15 protein-coding genes are annotated in these 16,074 nt (G+C 54.3%); 6 read left to right on the forward strand and 9 right to left on the reverse strand.

Translation table 11 applies throughout. From position 1 onward, the window contains the following. Positions 1–38: 38 nt before the first annotated feature. The 8 genes from fis to ACKWMY_RS26395 form a co-directional block, all read right to left on the reverse strand. Positions 39–335, reverse strand: a complete 297-nt coding sequence (gene fis / locus ACKWMY_RS26360) for a DNA-binding transcriptional regulator Fis (RefSeq protein ID WP_000462905.1) — start codon at positions 333–335, stop codon at positions 39–41. Positions 336–356: 21 nt separating this feature from the next. Continuing rightward, complete coding sequence (gene dusB, locus ACKWMY_RS26365; RefSeq protein WP_037411678.1) at positions 357–1,322, reverse strand: tRNA dihydrouridine synthase DusB; 966 nt, start codon at positions 1,320–1,322, stop codon at positions 357–359. 355 nt (positions 1,323–1,677) lie between these two features. Continuing rightward, complete coding sequence (locus ACKWMY_RS26370; protein WP_409487377.1) at positions 1,678–2,412, reverse strand: carbonic anhydrase; 735 nt, start codon at positions 2,410–2,412, stop codon at positions 1,678–1,680. A 191-nt stretch (positions 2,413–2,603) separates the two neighbouring features. Beyond that, positions 2,604–3,485 carry a 50S ribosomal protein L11 methyltransferase gene (gene prmA / locus ACKWMY_RS26375; RefSeq protein WP_409487378.1) on the reverse strand — a complete coding sequence of 294 codons (882 nt, stop codon included), beginning with the start codon at positions 3,483–3,485 and terminating at the stop codon, positions 2,604–2,606. 10 nt (positions 3,486–3,495) lie between these two features. Next, positions 3,496–4,941: a sodium/pantothenate symporter gene (panF, locus tag ACKWMY_RS26380; RefSeq protein ID WP_024527980.1), complete on the reverse strand. Its 1,446-nt coding sequence runs from the start codon at positions 4,939–4,941 to the stop codon at positions 3,496–3,498. After that, on the reverse strand, positions 4,931–5,173 hold the full coding sequence (locus tag ACKWMY_RS26385; RefSeq protein ID WP_024486310.1) for a YhdT family protein: 243 nt from the start codon (positions 5,171–5,173) through the stop codon (positions 4,931–4,933). Before ACKWMY_RS26385 ends, panF begins: the two co-directional genes overlap by 11 nt. 131 nt (positions 5,174–5,304) lie before the next feature. Then, positions 5,305–6,264 (reverse strand): sugar kinase, encoded by a 960-nt coding sequence (locus tag ACKWMY_RS26390; protein WP_024527978.1) that lies wholly within the window; start codon positions 6,262–6,264, stop codon positions 5,305–5,307. A 10-nt stretch (positions 6,265–6,274) separates the two neighbouring features. Further along, on the reverse strand, positions 6,275–7,117 hold the full coding sequence (locus ACKWMY_RS26395) for a DeoR/GlpR family DNA-binding transcription regulator (RefSeq protein WP_081375838.1): 843 nt from the start codon (positions 7,115–7,117) through the stop codon (positions 6,275–6,277). A gap of 390 nt (positions 7,118–7,507) precedes the next feature. On the opposite strand from ACKWMY_RS26395, the gene ACKWMY_RS26400 reads away from it, so the two are divergent. The 6 genes from ACKWMY_RS26400 (at position 7,508) to gatZ (ending at position 14,516) form a co-directional block, all read left to right on the forward strand. Further along, entirely contained in the window at positions 7,508–8,362 is an 855-nt protein-coding gene (locus ACKWMY_RS26400; RefSeq protein ID WP_074031512.1) for a tagatose bisphosphate family class II aldolase, read from the forward strand. A 71-nt stretch (positions 8,363–8,433) separates the two neighbouring features. Continuing rightward, the gene (locus ACKWMY_RS26405) at positions 8,434–9,324 is read left to right on the forward strand and encodes a substrate-binding domain-containing protein (protein ID WP_409487379.1); all 891 of its coding nucleotides are present in this window, start codon (positions 8,434–8,436) and stop codon (positions 9,322–9,324) included. 222 nt (positions 9,325–9,546) lie between these two features. Beyond that, a complete protein-coding gene (locus ACKWMY_RS26410) occupies positions 9,547–11,040 on the forward strand; it encodes a sugar ABC transporter ATP-binding protein (RefSeq protein WP_409487380.1) in 1,494 nt (497 codons plus the stop codon). Further along, positions 11,040–12,029: an ABC transporter permease gene (locus ACKWMY_RS26415; RefSeq protein WP_024527973.1), complete on the forward strand. Its 990-nt coding sequence runs from the start codon at positions 11,040–11,042 to the stop codon at positions 12,027–12,029. Before ACKWMY_RS26410 ends, ACKWMY_RS26415 begins: the two co-directional genes overlap by 1 nt. Before the next feature lie 34 nt (positions 12,030–12,063). Further along, positions 12,064–13,023 (forward strand): sugar kinase, encoded by a 960-nt coding sequence (locus ACKWMY_RS26420; RefSeq protein ID WP_409487381.1) that lies wholly within the window; start codon positions 12,064–12,066, stop codon positions 13,021–13,023. Between the two features lie 182 nt (positions 13,024–13,205). Beyond that, entirely contained in the window at positions 13,206–14,516 is a 1,311-nt protein-coding gene (gene gatZ, locus ACKWMY_RS26425; RefSeq protein ID WP_409487382.1) for a tagatose-bisphosphate aldolase subunit GatZ, read from the forward strand. A gap of 203 nt (positions 14,517–14,719) precedes the next feature. Here gatZ and accC read toward each other — a convergent pair whose 3' ends face one another. Continuing rightward, a complete protein-coding gene (accC, locus tag ACKWMY_RS26430) occupies positions 14,720–16,069 on the reverse strand; it encodes an acetyl-CoA carboxylase biotin carboxylase subunit (protein ID WP_021180772.1) in 1,350 nt (449 codons plus the stop codon). Positions 16,070–16,074 lie beyond the last annotated feature (5 nt).

Below are 16,074 nucleotides of genomic sequence, written 5' to 3' on the forward strand. Positions count from 1 at the left end.
GTAAAAGCGCCTTTTTTCAACAGCTTGACTGACTAGTATCAGTTCATGCCGTATTTTTTCAATTTCTTACGCAGTGTACCGCGGTTGATCCCCATCATCAGGGCAGCGCGGGTTTGGTTGCCACGGGTGTACTGCATCACCATGTCCAACAGTGGCTGTTCAACTTCAGCCAGTACCAGCTCATACAGATCGTTAACGTCTTGACCGTTCAGTTGAGCAAAATAGTTCTTCAGTGCTTGCTTAACCGAGTCACGCAGAGGCTTTTGAGTCACTTGGTCCTGTGAGTTCACGGTTGAAACGGTCAGTACGTCAGAATTTACGCGTTGTTCGAACATAGTTCTGTCAGCTCTTTTTTGTTACGCAAGATTTTCGAAATATGCCTCCAACGCCTCCAGCTGTTCGCTGGCATCCTCTATGGCGTTGAATGTGCGCCGAAACTGGTCATTAGGGGCATGCTCCTGTAAGTACCAAGAGACGTGCTTTCGAGCAATCCGGAATCCCTTGCCTTGGCCGTAAAAGCCGTGCAATTCCCGAATATGCCCTATTAACAAGCGCTTCACTTCGCCAAGTGGCATCGGTGGCAGCAGCTCCCCAGTGTCCAGATAATGCTGGATTTCCCGGAAGATCCAGGGTCTCCCCTGAGCAGCACGGCCTATCATCAGGGCATCAGCCCCAGTGTAGTCGAGCACTGCTCTGGCTTTATGCGGGTCAGTAATGTCGCCATTCGCGATAATCGGAATGGAGACATTCTGCTTAACTGCCCGAATGCTGTCGTACTCCGCGTTGCCGTTGAACAGGCAGGCACGGGTTCGGCCATGAATCGTCAGGGCCTGTATACCACAATCTTCGGCCAGTTGGGCAATTTCTACACAGTTACGGTTCTCTGGTTCCCAGCCGGTTCGGATCTTAAGTGTTACCGGCACATCCACCGCGTTAACCACCGCGAGGAGGATCTGTCTAACCAGATCCGGGTACTGCAGTAACGCAGACCCTGCAAGCTTCCGGTTCACTTTCTTGGCTGGGCACCCCATATTGATGTCGATGATCTGTGCACCGCTGGCCACATTAATGCGCGCCGCGGCGGCCATATCATCAGGATCACATCCGGCTATTTGCACGGAACGGATCCCTGGTTCATCGCTATGTACCATACGCAGACGTGACTTATCCGTGCGCCACACCTCCGGGTTGGAGGAGAGCATTTCGGATACAGCCATCCCAGCACCCATTGCATGACATAAGGTTCTGAATGGGCGATCTGTGATGCCGGCCATCGGGGCCGCAATCAGGCAATTTGTTAACTGGTGGTGTCCAATGCGCATAGACAAAGACTGACCATACTGTGTCCGCAAGGGCGCGTATATTACGCATTTTTTCATTCAGATGAAAGGCCAAACTTTGACCAATCGACAGTTATTGGGCAATAAAAGTGCGCTTATGCACCCTTTATGAAAATATTATGTTTATTTAACAATTAGTTGTGTGATTGTGCTTAATTTTCGTGCGCAAAAATATTCCACTAACGACAGGATTTTATCTTTACGTGCCGGTAATAACAGATCGTAACATCAGGTTATTTGTAACATTCTCAGCTTAATACTTTGACAAATCGGCAAGAATGGTGCTGGGAATTACCGCCACCCCAGTGAGGGCAGCGGCAGTTGGCGCTGGCAAAAATCAATCGACGATGACGCGGCCGTTCAGCGGCTGTACCGGGCGATTGTTGTTATGGTGGACTACCGAGTGGAATTGACTGATTTGTTCGGCAGAAGCGCTTACAGGCTGATCTAGCACCAACCAGCTGACCCCTTCAGAACAGGGTGGCGTCGTCAGCGAACCGCTGAAGCGGTAAAAGTTAAACTGTTTCGGCAGCAGCGCTTTGATATCCAGCGGTTTGTTCAGCACGGCGGTCTGATCGACAGCGGCAGGCATTTGTTGCCAGGCCTGCGCCAGTTGCGGATTGGCTTTACCTTGCTGGAACATCAGGGCCAGCACCGCCAGGGCACCGTCTTTGTCTTTGTAGACAAAGTGTGCTTCCAGGGGGAACTGCTTGCCGTCGATCTCGTTTTCACTCGGGGCGTGGAAATGGAACTGCTGTAGCGTGAAGGTGTCGTTGTCCAAGCGCAGGGTGTTGCCTTCGCTGACGTTGACTTGAATGGTGTGCCCGTTGTTGACGATTTGTTGTTTGCCCTGCTGGAAAGCCAGCTCAAGCTTGCCGTGCTGGGTTTTCAGCGCGCCCTGAATGTTGACCGGGGACTGGTTTTTACCGGTTTCACACAGTGAAAAATCGGGTGAAAGCTTACCCCAATGCGCCGGGTCTTCCTGGCCTTCATAGCCCCAATGAGCATGTTCTGCGGCACCGATCGAGAAGCTGGCGGCCAACAGGGCAGCCAGCAACATTTTTCCTTTCATTTCCTAATCCTTGTCCAATGAAAATACCAATTATCCTGGGTGGGCGGCTCGTATGCTGCGGGCCACCTTCACTCCGAGCAGGAGAATACGCCCAGCAAGTGTCGGGATAAACTGGCGGATTCTTAGGAAAAGAAAAAACCATCGGAACTGTTTAAATTTCCGATGGTTTTTGGCAAGCAGGGAAAATGTAACTAGTTGCGTTGGCCGGTGATGCGGCACCATTCTTCACGCTCGGCCACCGGGTCGAGATTGAATTTATCCTGATAGGCTTCGGCTACGCTGGCGGCTTGAGTTGCCAGTACGCCTGACAGGCCCAGATAGCCGCCGGATTTTGGCAGGTCGCTGATTAATGGTGCCAGTTCACGCAGCGGGCCAGCGAGAATGTTCGCCACCACCACATCGGCCAGCAGATCGGCTGGCTGGTCTTTTGGCAGATACAGCTCAAGACGCTCTGAAACGCCGTTACGCTGCGCGTTGTCACGGCTGGCCTGAATGGCCTGGGGATCGATGTCGATGCCAATGGCGCGGGCGGCACCGAGTTTTAATGCGGCAATCGCCAGGATGCCGGAGCCACAGCCGAAGTCGATGACGGTTTTGCCAGCCAGATCCAATCCATCCAGCCATTGCAGGCAAAGCGCGGTGGTCGGATGGGTGCCGGTGCCAAACGCCAGGCCTGGGTCTAGCATGACGTTCACCGCGTCCGGATCGGGCACGTCACGCCAGCTTGGGCAAATCCACAGGCGCTCGCCAAAACGCATCGGGTGGAAGTTATCCATCCACTCACGTTCCCAGTCTTTATCTTCCAACTGCTCGATTTTGTGGCGGAAACCGCTGCCCAACAGCGGATGCTGTTCAAGTATGGCGACCACTTCGGTCATATCGGTTTCGGCATCATACAGGCCGATCACATCGGTATCGCCCCACAGCAGGGTTTCGCCCGGCAGCGGTTCAAATACCGGGTTGTCGTGGGTGTCCTGGAAGGTGACCGATACTGCGCCGCTTTCAACCAACGCATCGCTCAGGTCTTCTGCCTGGCTGCCGGTGGTGTTCAGTTTTAATTGGATCCAAGGCATAACAATTCTCTCAAGAGGGTAAGGACGACGGCAACTGGCGCTTTTCGCCGTAGACGTTACCGAGATAAAACGCCAACAGGCTGAGTAACAGCGAAGGCACAATAGGGTGCAATCCGGCCAGTTGCAGGCCGAAGCTGGCTAATAGCGTATAGCATAACGCACCGGTGACCATTGAGCTAAGGGCTCCCTGCGCGTTGGCGCGTTCCCAGTACAGGCCCAGCACCAGCGGCCAGAGGAATACCGCTTCCAACCCGCCGAACGCCAGCAGGTTCAGCCAGATGATCATTTCAGGCGGGCGCCAGGCGGCCAGCAGCACCAGTAATCCGAGGATCAGCGTGGTCAGGCTGGAAAAGCGTTTGATCATCTTCTCATTGTTCATCTGCAGCGGACGCACGCCCAGATAGAGGTCTTTGATGATGGTGGCAGAGGATTGCAGCAACTGCGCATTGATGGTCGACATGATAGCCGCCATCGGTGCGGCCAGGAAGATCCCTGCGGCGTAAGGGGGCAGCACGGTGATCATCAACGTCGGGATCACCTGATCGGGGATCTTCAGATCCGGCAGCACCGCACGGCCCAGGGCGCCAGCCAGATGCATACCAAACATCAGAATAGCCACCACGATAGTGCCGAGGATAATGCCACGGTGCACGGCTTTGCTGTCTTTATATGAGATACAGCGCACGGCGGTGTGCGGCAGGCCAATCACGCCAAAGCACACCAGGATCCAGAACGAAGCCATAAACGGCAGGCTGAGGATCTGATCGCCGCCTTGCGGTGAAACCAACGCCGGATCGATCTGTTGCAGCTTATCGACCGCGCTATGCAAGCCGCCCGCCGCGTGGATCACCGCAACCAGCAGTAATATCGTGCCTATCAGCATCACCAGCCCCTGCATGGCATCGTTCAGCACGCTGGCACGGAAGCCGCCAAACGCGGTGTACAACGCAATACTGATACCAAATATCAGTAGGCCGGTGTCGTAAGGAATGCCCGCAGCGGTCTCGAGCAGGCGTGCGCCGCCGATAAACTGAACCGTCATTGCCCCAAGGAAGGCCACCAACAGGCTCAGGCTGGCCAGCCATACCAGCAAGCGGCTCTTATAGCGGGCGAACAGCATGTCGTTAAGGGTAATGGCATTGTAGCGCCGCGCCAGAATGGCAAACTTTTTCCCTAGCACGCCAAGTGAAAGCCACACGGCGGGCAGTTGGATCATCGCCAGCAGCACCCAGCCGAGGCCGTATTTATAGGCGGCACCCGGCCCACCGATAAACGAGCTGGCGCTGATATAGGTGGCGGTCAGCGTCATGGCCAACACAAAGCCGCCCATCGAACGGTTACCGAGGAAATATTCACTCAGGAAGTTACCGCTTTGGCGACGGGTATAGGCATACACCGAGAGGCCAAATACCAGCAACAGATAGGCGATCAGCGGCAGAATGACCTCAGTTTGCATCGCTATCCTCCAGGGGGATATCGCGGAAGATGCCGCGTACCATCAGCCAGCACAGGCCAATAAACAGCAGTGGTACCAGCAGGCAGGCCATTTCGAACCAGTGTGGTAGCCCGGTGATCCCGGCGTTGCTGTCTGGCAGATAGGCCGCCAGCGACCAGGCCAGCAGGTAAAGCAGCGTCAGGCCCAGTGCCCAGCGTGCTTCGCGGTTAGCTTGAACAAAGCGTTGTTCCATCCGTGCCTCCAAGGGGTTTACGGTTATGGATTGGCAAAGGAGGGGATTTTACGACAAGGGACGGTTTTGCCAAGCCGTTATGTTGGCAATCGGGATAAAAAACCGGCCAAAGGCTGGCCGGTTGATGGGCTTTACGCCTGTTGTGCAATAAAATGCTCAATCTGCGCCAGGCTGGATAGCCCTTCCATCGGCCCCTTATGGGAAACCGCCAGGGCACCGCTGGCATTGGCATACTGCAACGCTTTTTCTGCGCTGAAGCCGGACAGGAACAGGCTGACAAAGGTCGCGCCAAAGCAGTCGCCTGCTCCGGTCGGATCGACCATTTTGCTGTTATAGCCTGGAGTGTGTAGCTCCTGCGTCTGGCCGTTTTGTTGCTGGTAATGGCTGGCCCCTTTCTGGCCGCGCTTGATCACGATGTGGCTCACGCCGCTGGCCAACAGTTCCTGTACGATATCCGCTTCCTGTTGGTTTTTGCTGCTGGCAAAGTGATGCACTTCTCCCTCGCTCGGCAGGAAGATATCGGTATATTCGAGGATGTAATCGAAGGCCTGGCTCATCTCCGGGATATTGAGCATCTCTTTGCGAATGTTGGGATCGAACGACACCGTCCCCTTATTGGCCTTGACGATCTGGATCGCCCGGCGCATGGCATCGATGATGCGGAATGAGAACAGCGAAGAACCCATAATGTGGAAATGCTGGCACTGGTTCAGCAAGCCCAGATCGATATGGTCGGCGGTAAAGAAGCCGCAGGCGCTGTTGGGGATATTGAAGATAAAATCGCGTTCCAGCGGGTTGCGATAGCTGACAAATGCCGTGCCGGTCGGGGCCTTGTCGATCACGCTGATGCCGTCGGTGATCACCCCTTCCAGACGCAGGCGCTCGATATTCAGGCGGCCAAAATCGTCGTTGCCCACGCAGCCAAACAGCGTGGAGCCAAAGCCAAGCCGCGCCACCTGAGCGGCATAGATAGCCGGTGCCCCGCTGGGGAACGGCCCAAGAAACTCGCCTGGCTGAGTGAATCCCTGATTATAATTTTTTGAAAGGAATTCAACCAGTAACTCACCCATCGTGCAGATGCTAACTGACATAAGTGCCCCTTTATTCCCCGATCGTTTCCCGGTTGGCCCAGGTAAAACATTCGTTATTGGTGTAGCGGATGCTGAAGTCGGATTCGAATAATTGCTGCTGATAATGTTCATTCACGCCACGGTTGGTCACCAGATTGTCCACCTGGCTGAGGTGGCCGATAGTCCCGATCGCACTGGCCTGAATGGGCAAATGGGTAATGATGGCGGTTTTATTCTGCGCCTTGTCCAGGCAGCGTTGGTAATGGGACGCCAACAGCGGCTGATCGATATTCAGGATGCCGGAGCTGTCCGTAATGCTGGCCTCGAGAATGCAGTGGTTGATGGTGAACTGTTGGATCACGCTATCCAACGCTTTACCGCTCAGCGCGGTATGCGAGCGGATCAACTCCCCACCCGCGACGATAATCTCACCGTCCAAAAACTGATCGGCCAGGATCGCATGCTGTAAGTCATTGACGATCAGCCGCAGCTTTTTCAGGCCGCTCAGGAACGGGATGATCTTGCGGCAGATATCGCCATGGCCGAGAAATAGCGTATCGCGATCGGCAATCATCCTGGCGCAGTGGCGGGCGATTTCCAACTGGTTAGCCAGCGTGAGTGGGGGCAGGGCGATCCCTGGTTCGGTCGGCTCCGCCAGCGGCTGCGTTGGGGTTGCAATGGCACCGCCAAAGGATCGCTTGAGGTAGCCTTGCTGTTCCAGGTAGCTGAGATCGCCACGGATCGTCACGCCGGAAACCCCTAACTGGGCAGAAAGATCGTCGACCTTGATCTCCCCTTGCTGGCCGACGATTTCAGCAATTTTCAATCTGCGTTTCAGCAGGTTAGATGACTTTCTGGGCACATTCGCCCCCATCGTTAAACGGTAATAAGGGCTACTATATCCTTCATACTTTCTAATTGAAAGTAATACCCTCGCAGGCTTTCGTTATTTTGAAAGTCAGGATTGGGCGAGTACTTAGGTTTATATTTTTATTATTATTCATGTTATTAGGTTATGTTCGTGGGAGGGGATACACCCGAGATAGGGTAATCTTCAGCGCACAAACACCGGAACATACCTTATTTTTCGTAATCAACATCTAGTTATATTACGTTTTGAAAGTTATTTGATAATATTCGATCCCTGTCACGCTTTTTTGCGCGTTTTCTCTCTATATTCGGTTTCACTTGGAAAGTTTATCTAACTAAATTTTCATTTTGTAATTACCGACTGCGGTATCAGGTGCGGGATCGAGGAGAATCGATGTACATCATTTCAAGCAAGAATATGCTGCAGAAAGCGCAGCAGCAAGGGTACGCGGTGCCAGCATTCAACATCCACAACCTGGAAACCTTGCAGGTGGTGGTCGAAACCGCTGCACAGTATCGTTCGCCAGTGATCCTGGCGGGAACGACCGGCACTTACCGCTACGGTGGGCTGGAAAACATCATCATGATCGTCAAGGCACTGGCGCATGAGTATCAGATCCCGCTGGCGTTGCATTTGGATCATCACGAAGAGCCCGCCGATATCTACCATAAGATCAACGCCGGGATCCGTTCCGTGATGATCGACGGCTCTCACTTTCCTTTTGAAGAAAACGTGGCGCTGGTCAAACAAATCGTTGAATACAGCCACCGCTACGATGCTAGCGTTGAGGCTGAGCTAGGCCGCCTGGGAGGCCAGGAAGACGACCTGATCGTGGAAGGGAAAGACGCTATCTACACCTCGCCGGAGGCGGCGGTGGAGTTTGTTGCCCGTACCGGGATCGATTCGCTGGCGGTGGCTATCGGTACCGCGCATGGTCTGTACCAGTCCGAGCCCAAGCTGGATTTTGCCCGCCTGGAACAGATCCGCGATCGTGTGGAAGTGCCGCTGGTGCTGCACGGGGCTTCCGGCCTGAGCGATAGCGATATCCGCCGCTGTATCCGTTTAGGCATCTGCAAGGTCAACGTGGCTACCGAGCTGAAAATCGCTTTTTCGGATGCCCTGAAAGAATATTTCCACCAGCATCCGGATGCCAATGACCCGCGCCACTATATGCAGCCAGCGAAAAGCGCTATGCAACGGGTAGTGGAAAAAGTGATTGGCGTGTGCGGCTGCGAGGGCCAATTATAACTATTAACGCGTAACACCCCTACAAAACAGCAAGCTAAACAAGCAGAAATAATAAAAACTGAGGATAGATCATGCATAAATTAAAGGTATTAGGTTCGGTGCTGGCCATCGGGTTGGCAGTATTCTCGCAGGCAACGTTCGCCAAGGAATATAAAATTGGTGCATCGCTGCTGACGCAACAGCATCCGTTCTATATTGATCTGGCCGACGCAATGAAAGCGGAAGCCAAGAAAGACGACGTGGTGCTGAATATTTCGATTGCCAATCAGGATCTGAATAAACAACTCTCTGACGTAGAAGACTTTATTACCAAGAAGGTTGACGCCATTATTATTTCGCCGGTGGATTCCAAAGGCGTGCAGGCGGCGATTATCAAAGCGGAGAAAGCCGGTATTCCGGTTATTACCGTTGATGTGGCCGCCGAAGGCGTGCCGGTGGTCACTCACGTGGCGACCGACAACTACGCCGGTGGCGTCGAAGCGGGCAAGCTGATGGGCAAACTGCTCAACGGCAAAGGCAAGGTAGCGATTATCGATTATCCGGCGCTGCAATCGGTGGTGGCACGCGTGGACGGCTTCAAGAAAGGGCTGGCCGATACGCCTGACGTGAAGATCGTGGCGATCCAAACCGGCATCACCCGGGCGGAAGCGTTAACCGTGGCGCAGAACATGATGCAGGCGCACCCGGATCTGAATGGCCTGTTCGGTTTTGGCGATGATGCTGCGCTGGCTGCGGTGATCGCCGCCAAATCCGCTCGTAACGACAATATCAAGATCATTGGTTTCGACGGGATGAAAGAGGCTCGCGACGCCGTCGACAGCGACAAGACCTTTGTGGCCGTTATCCGCCAATATCCAGACCAAATGGGCGCCAAGGCTATTGATGCTGCCGTTGACCATCTGAACGGCAAGCCAGTCGCCAAGTTGATCCCAGTTGCACCAGGTGTTTATACCGGTAAATAACACTGCTCGTTATCCCAAGCTTCAGTGGCTAACCCTTACCCCAACCCTCTCCCAAAGAGAGAGGGAGTTGGTCGGAGTGCTTGATTGGTCCGTGCTGCTTCGGGAAGTGAGTAGTAAGAAGCAAGAGGACTGGGTATTACACAGAGAAACCAACGAACTCGATCGGTCCACTCTCCCTTTGGGAAAGGGCTGGGGTGAGAGGCCACGTGGGTGGAGGAAATAATGACGGATACGGTGCTGGCGGTAACGGAAATAGCCAAAAGTTTCGGCCATGTTAACGCATTAAAAAATGTCAGCCTGAAAATACGCAAAGGTAAAGTCCATACGCTACTGGGCGAAAATGGTGCCGGTAAATCCACGCTAATGAAAATCCTGGCAGGAATTTATCCGCCGACCAAAGGGGAAATACGCCTCAAAGGGCAAAACGTCACTATTAACAACCCGCAGCATTCCAGAAAGTTGGGTATCGCGATTATTTTTCAGGAACTGAGCCTGAGCAATAACATGAGCGTAGCAGAAAATATCTACGCTAATAATGAGCCAACCCGCTTTGGTTTTATTAACGATAGCCAGATGGTGAATAATTGCCAACGCCTGCTGGCGGACTTGGCTATTCCGCTCGATCCACAGCAAATTGTCGGCACCATGTCGATGGCCCAGCGCCAACTGGTAGAGATTGCCAAGGCGCTGAGCTACCCAGCAGATGTCGTGATCATGGATGAACCAACGTCGTCGCTGAGCGATAACGAGGCCGACATCCTGTTTGGCATCATCGACAAGCTGAAACAGCGCGGCTGCGCGGTGATTTATATCTCGCACCGCATGGATGAGATCATGCGGGTATCTGATGATATCTCGGTGCTGCGCGACGGCGAGTTCATTGCTACCCATGATAAACACCAGACCGATATTCACCGGCTGATTGCCCAGATGGTTGGCCGCGAAATGACCAATATCTACCCGCCACGCATCGGCGAACCCCCTTCAGCAGAGCAAGTGCCGGTGCTGGAAGTCAGGCAATTTTCGCAGGACAAACTGTTTCACGATATCCATTTCTCACTGCGTGCAGGTGAAGTGCTGGGCTTTTTTGGGCTGGTGGGGTCGGGGCGTTCAGACGTAATGAAGGCCATTTTTGGCCTGACCGGCTATCAGGGTGAAATTCGCATTGATGAGGCGGTAGTCACTATTCGCAATCCAAAGCAGGCGATAGAGCATGGTATCGCCTTCGTGACGGAAAACCGCAAGGAGGAGGGGTTGGTGCTGATGCATGACGTAAGCATGAACACCCATCACGTCGCCTTTCAGTATGCGGGCTCCAGCCTGATCAACCATAAGCACGAAGAGGCGAAAACCCAGCAGGCGATCCGGCGGATGAACATCAAGGTTAGTTCGCCCCACCAACTGGTCAGTACTCTGAGCGGCGGCAATCAGCAAAAGATTGTGCTGTCGAAATGGTTGGAAAAAGTGCCACGGATCTTAATCCTCGACGAGCCAACGCGCGGCGTGGATGTCGGTGCCAAGTTCGAGATCTACAACGTCATACGCCAGCTTGCTGCGCAGGGCACTGCCATTATCTTGATCTCTTCCGAACTGCCGGAAGTCATGGCGCTCAGCGATCGGCTGGTGGTGATGCGCGCCAAGCAGATCGCCGACGTTTTTGCCACCGCTGGACTCACGCAAACCCAGGTCATGACCGCAGCAACAGGAGTGAAATAATGAGCGATAAAGTGCTGGCCGCCGAGGGCCATTCGGCGTTCAACGGGCCAGGGAAACTGGCAAAAGCCGCCAAGCAGTACGGCGGCATACTGGCGGGCCTGGTGGCCTTGGTGATCCTGTTCAGCGTGATCAACGACAGCTTCCTGAGCGTGAATAATATTACCAATATTATTTTGCAGGTCTCGATCATTGCCATCACCGCCTATGGCATGACGTATGTACTGCTGCTGGGGGATATCGATCTTTCGGTGGGGTCAACCATTGCGCTGGTGGGGACCTTTGCTGCGCTTGGTCTGTCGTTTGGCATCCCGTTTATTCTGGTGATCCCGCTGTCGATTATGGCCGCGCTGGTGCTGGGCCTGGTTAACGGTAGCCTGACTGCGCTGGCCGGTATCCCGTCGTTTATCGTTACCGTCGCGACGATGGGCATCTTCCGGGGCATTGCCTATATCGTCACCGACGGCACGCCGATCATGATCAAAAACGAGGCGTTTTTGGCGCTGGGCAACGGCGAGTTCCTTTATATCCCGATCCCAATCTGGATCCTGTTGGTGTTGCTGATCGTCAACCATTTCATCCTGTCGAAAACCACCTTTGGGCGCAAAATTTATATCACCGGCGGCAATAAAGAAGCTGCGATCTATTCGGGGATTAACGTTTCCGCGCTGAAAATAAAGGTCTTTATGATCACCGCCGTGATGGCGGGCATCAGCGGCATGATCCTGGCTTCACGGCTGTATTCCGGCCAGCCTAATGCCGCGTTGAGCTATGAGCTGGACGCGATCGCCGCCGCGGTGTTGGGGGGCACCAGCCTGAATGGCGGCTACGGCACGGTGATCGGCACCATGATTGGTGCCCTGACCATTGGGGTCATCAACAACGGTATGAATTTAATGAACGTGCCTTATTTCTATCAAATGGTGGTGAAGGGACTGGTGATCCTTATCGCGGTGTATGTCGACGTCAGAAACAAGAAGAAACGTGGCTAACGATCACAGGCAGATTTGTATAAGGAACGGGACAATGAGAAAAATTTATACCATCGGCGAGATCCTGGTTGAGATCATGGCCGATAAAGTTGGCCAATCTTTTACCCATCCAGGCTCATGGAATGGCCCTTTTCCCAGCGGCGCCCCGGCGATTTTTATCGACCAGGTGACCAAGCTGGGCGGGCAGTGCGGCATCATCAGCTGCGTGGGTAACGACGGTTTCGGCACGTTGAATATCGAGCGCCTAAAGGCTGACGGAGTGGATACGCGCGGTATCCGTGTGTTGCCGCATGAGACGACCGGCAGCGCCTTCGTCACTTACCACTCCAACGGCGATCGCGATTTTATTTTCAATATCAAGAACGCAGCCTGTGGGAAATTATCGGCCGAACATGTGAATGCCGAACTGCTGCAGGACTGCCAGCACTTCCACATCATGGGGTCATCGCTGTTTTCCTTCCATATGGTGGACGCGGTGAAGAAGGCTGCAGGGATCGTCAAAGCGAACGGTGGCACCTTGTCTTTCGATCCGAATATCCGCAAGGAAATGCTCAATATCCCCGAGATGCGTGATGCGCTGCATTACGTGCTGGAGCTGACCGATATCTATATGCCGAGCGAAGGGGAAGTGATGCTGCTGTCCTCCCAAACCACGTTGGATGAGGCGATTGCTCGCTACCTGAAGGACGGCATTAAAGAAGTGGTGGTGAAACGCGGCAGTAAAGGGGTGAGCTATTATTCCGCGGATGAAACCCTGCATATCGACAGCTATGCCGTAGACGAGGTTGATCCGACCGGGGCGGGCGACTGCTTTGGCGGCGCTTACATTGCTTGCCGGTTACAGGGGCACAGCGTTTCCCAGGCGCTGCGCTATGCCAATGCCTGCGGTGCACTGGCGGTAACCCGGCGTGGGCCAATGGAAGGGACCTCTACCTTCGCTGAAATCGACACTTTCTTGCAGCAGCAACGGACCGTGCCGGTCGGCGCGCTGTAAATAACATTCCAACGTCTTGAATATTCAGTTCAGGACATTGCTTTACCCTATGAATTTCAAGTCACAGCTAGGCGACAAGCTTGTTCATCCCCAGGAGCTTTCTTTTAGAAAGTGGCTGGGGTGGGCAAGTGCAGGTAACAACGCTGTGACTTGAAAGGCGACGGGTAAATGAGGCCATAAGCATGAAATCTATTATCCAGCAGCATAAAAGCGGCAAGCATATTGGTATCTGTTCGGTTTGCTCGGCACATCCGTTGGTGATTGAGGCCACGTTGCGTTTTGACCTGGCTAGCCAGCGTAAGGTATTGATTGAGGCCACCTCCAACCAGGTGAACCAATTTGGCGGCTACACCGGGATGAAACCGGCGGATTTCCGTGAGTTTGTGTATGCCATTGCCGCCAAGATTGGCTTCCCGCAGTCACGGTTGATATTGGGGGGTGACCATCTTGGGCCGAACTGTTGGCAGGATGAACCGGCTGGGCTGGCGATGGAGAAAGCCGAACGCCTGATTGCCGATTACGTTCAGGCTGGGTTCAGTAAAATTCATCTGGATGCTTCCATGTCCTGCGCGGACGATCCGGTTCCTTTACCGCCAACGGTGGTGGCCGAGCGTGCGGCGCGGCTATGTGCGGTGGCGGAAGCGGCTGCCACCTCAGAGCAGCGGCAGGCGCTGAGCTACGTGATAGGTACGGAAGTGCCGGTTCCGGGTGGGGAAAGCCACGCTATCGCTCAGGTACACGTCACGCGGCCACAGGATGCCGCCGAGACCATCGAGACGCATCGGCAGGCGTTTGCTCGCTTAGGTTTGGAGCAGGCCATGGAGCGGGTGGTGGGGCTGGTGGTGCAGCCGGGAGTCGAGTTCGACCATTCCACGGTGATCCACTATCAGCCGGAACAGGCACGCGAGCTTTCCGCCATGATTGAGTCAACGCCGTTGGTGTTTGAAGCCCACTCTACGGATTATCAAACCCCGAAAGCGTTCCGCCAGTTGGTGCGCGATCACTTTGCGATCCTGAAAGTCGGCCCGGCGCTGACCTTTGCCCTGCGTGAGGCGATCTTCAGCCTGGCGTTGATCGAGAAGGAGCTGATCGCCGCAGAACAGCAGAGCCACGTGCTGGCGGTGATCGACAGCGTGATGCAGGATGAGCCCAAGTATTGGAAGAAGTATTACGATCCGCGCCATTCGAAGGCGATGATCGATCTGCACTACAGCCTGTCCGATCGGATCCGCTATTACTGGCCTGAAGCGCGCATCAGCGCGGCCATCGACAAGCTGGTGGCAAACCTGAGCGGGGTAACCATTCCGTTGGGTATGCTGAGCCAGTATTTCCCGCTGCAATTCCCACGCCTGATGGCTGGTGAATGTGCTGGTGATCCACATAGCCTGATTATCGACAAGATCCAGGAGGTTTTGCGGGCGTATGCTTATGGGTGCGATACCCCTCACCCCAACCCTCTCCCACAGGGAGAGGGAGCTGTCCGGAGTTCTTGATTGGCCCGTGCTGTTTCGGAATCAAGGTGAGTCAGCCGGTGCTAATGATGAATCACTACATTTTCAGCCTAACTCGATCGGTCCCCTCGCCCTTTGGGAGAGGGTTAGGGTGAGGGGCAAAATCCCTCTCTCCATTAAATAAAAAAACACCGCAGAAGTTCTCATGCGGTGTTTTTTATTAGCCCAATATCGTTAACCGATAATCAGGTTTCCTGCAGACCCAGCTTCTTCTCCAGATAGTGGATGTTGGTGCCACCATGCTGGAAGTTTTCGTCGGTCATGATCTTCTGCTGCAGTTCAACGTTGGTTTTGATGCCATCGATGATCAGCTCAGCCAGGGCGTTCTTCATGCGGGCAATCGCCACGTCACGGTTTTCACCGTAGGTGATCAGCTTGCCAATCATGGAGTCATAGTACGGCGGCACGGTATAGCCAGCGTAGATATGAGATTCCCAACGCACGCCGAAACCACCAGGAGCATGGAAGCGGGTGATCTTGCCTGGGCTTGGCAGGAAGGTGTTCGGGTCTTCGGCGTTGATACGGCATTCCACCGCATGGCCTTGCACCTTCACTTCGTCCTGTTTGATCGACAGCGGCTGACCGGCAGCGATACGCAGCTGCTCTTTGATCAGATCCACGCCGGTGATCATTTCGGTAACCGGATGTTCTACCTGGATACGGGTGTTCATTTCAATGAAATAGAACTCGCCGTTCTCATACAGGAACTCAAAGGTACCTGCACCGCGGTAGCCGATTTCCACACAGGCTTTTGAACAGCGTTCACCGATGTAGCGGCGCAGCTCTGGGGTGATCCCCGGTGCTGGTGCCTCTTCGACCACTTTCTGGTGTCGGCGCTGCATGGAGCAGTCACGTTCAGCCAGATAGATGGCGTTGCCCTGGCCATCTGCCAACACCTGAATTTCGATGTGGCGAGGGTTTTCCAGGTACTTCTCCATATACACCATGTCGTTGTTGAAAGCCGCTTTGGCTTCCGCTTTGGTCATGGAGATGGATTGTTCGAGATCTTTGTCGCCGCGCACAACGCGCATGCCGCGACCGCCGCCGCCGCCGGAAGCCTTGATGATCACCGGATAACCGATGCGCTTGGCGAAGGCACGGTTTTTGTCCATGTCATCGGTCAGCGGGCCGTCGGAGCCTGGTACGCAAGGTACGCCGGCTTTTTTCATCGCGCTGATGGCAGAAACCTTGTCACCCATCAGGCGAATGGTTTCGGCGCGTGGGCCGATGAAGATAAAGCCAGAGCGCTCTACCTGCTCGGCAAAGTCGGCATTCTCGGACAAGAAGCCATAACCCGGGTGGATCGCCACGGCGCCGGTAATTTCGGCGGCGGAGATGATGGCCGGGATGTTCAGATAGCTTTTAACTGACGGGGCAGGGCCGATACAAACGGTCTCATCCGCCAGCAGAACGTGTTTCAGATCGCGGTCGGCACTTGAGTGAACGGCAACGGTTTTGATGCCCAGTTCTTTACAAGCGCGCAGGATACGTAGCGCGATCTCGCCACGGTTGGCGATAACAATTTTATCTAGCATGGTGC

This window comes from Serratia sp. J2, assembly GCF_046269175.1.
Classification (GTDB): Bacteria; Pseudomonadota; Gammaproteobacteria; order Enterobacterales; family Enterobacteriaceae; genus Chania; species Chania fonticola_C.

Bases quoted from the DNA above. Each gene is read 5' to 3' on its own strand.
- fis (WP_000462905.1), bottom strand. From the start codon at position 335: ATGTTCGAACAACGCGTAAATTCTGACGTACTGACCGTTTCAACCGTG.
- dusB (WP_037411678.1), bottom strand. From the start codon at position 1,322: ATGCGCATTGGACACCACCAGTTAACAAATTGCCTGATTGCGGCCCCG.
- ACKWMY_RS26370 (WP_409487377.1), bottom strand. From the start codon at position 2,412: ATGAAAGGAAAAATGTTGCTGGCTGCCCTGTTGGCCGCCAGCTTCTCG.
- prmA (WP_409487378.1), bottom strand. From the start codon at position 3,485: ATGCCTTGGATCCAATTAAAACTGAACACCACCGGCAGCCAGGCAGAA.
- panF (WP_024527980.1), bottom strand. From the start codon at position 4,941: ATGCAAACTGAGGTCATTCTGCCGCTGATCGCCTATCTGTTGCTGGTA.
- ACKWMY_RS26385 (WP_024486310.1), bottom strand. From the start codon at position 5,173: ATGGAACAACGCTTTGTTCAAGCTAACCGCGAAGCACGCTGGGCACTG.
- ACKWMY_RS26390 (WP_024527978.1), bottom strand. From the start codon at position 6,264: ATGTCAGTTAGCATCTGCACGATGGGTGAGTTACTGGTTGAATTCCTT.
- ACKWMY_RS26395 (WP_081375838.1), bottom strand. From the start codon at position 7,117: ATGGGGGCGAATGTGCCCAGAAAGTCATCTAACCTGCTGAAACGCAGA.
- ACKWMY_RS26400 (WP_074031512.1), top strand. From the start codon at position 7,508: ATGTACATCATTTCAAGCAAGAATATGCTGCAGAAAGCGCAGCAGCAA.
- ACKWMY_RS26405 (WP_409487379.1), top strand. From the start codon at position 8,434: ATGCATAAATTAAAGGTATTAGGTTCGGTGCTGGCCATCGGGTTGGCA.
- ACKWMY_RS26410 (WP_409487380.1), top strand. From the start codon at position 9,547: ATGACGGATACGGTGCTGGCGGTAACGGAAATAGCCAAAAGTTTCGGC.
- ACKWMY_RS26415 (WP_024527973.1), top strand. From the start codon at position 11,040: ATGAGCGATAAAGTGCTGGCCGCCGAGGGCCATTCGGCGTTCAACGGG.
- ACKWMY_RS26420 (WP_409487381.1), top strand. From the start codon at position 12,064: ATGAGAAAAATTTATACCATCGGCGAGATCCTGGTTGAGATCATGGCC.
- gatZ (WP_409487382.1), top strand. From the start codon at position 13,206: ATGAAATCTATTATCCAGCAGCATAAAAGCGGCAAGCATATTGGTATC.
- accC (WP_021180772.1), bottom strand. From the start codon at position 16,069: ATGCTAGATAAAATTGTTATCGCCAACCGTGGCGAGATCGCGCTACGT.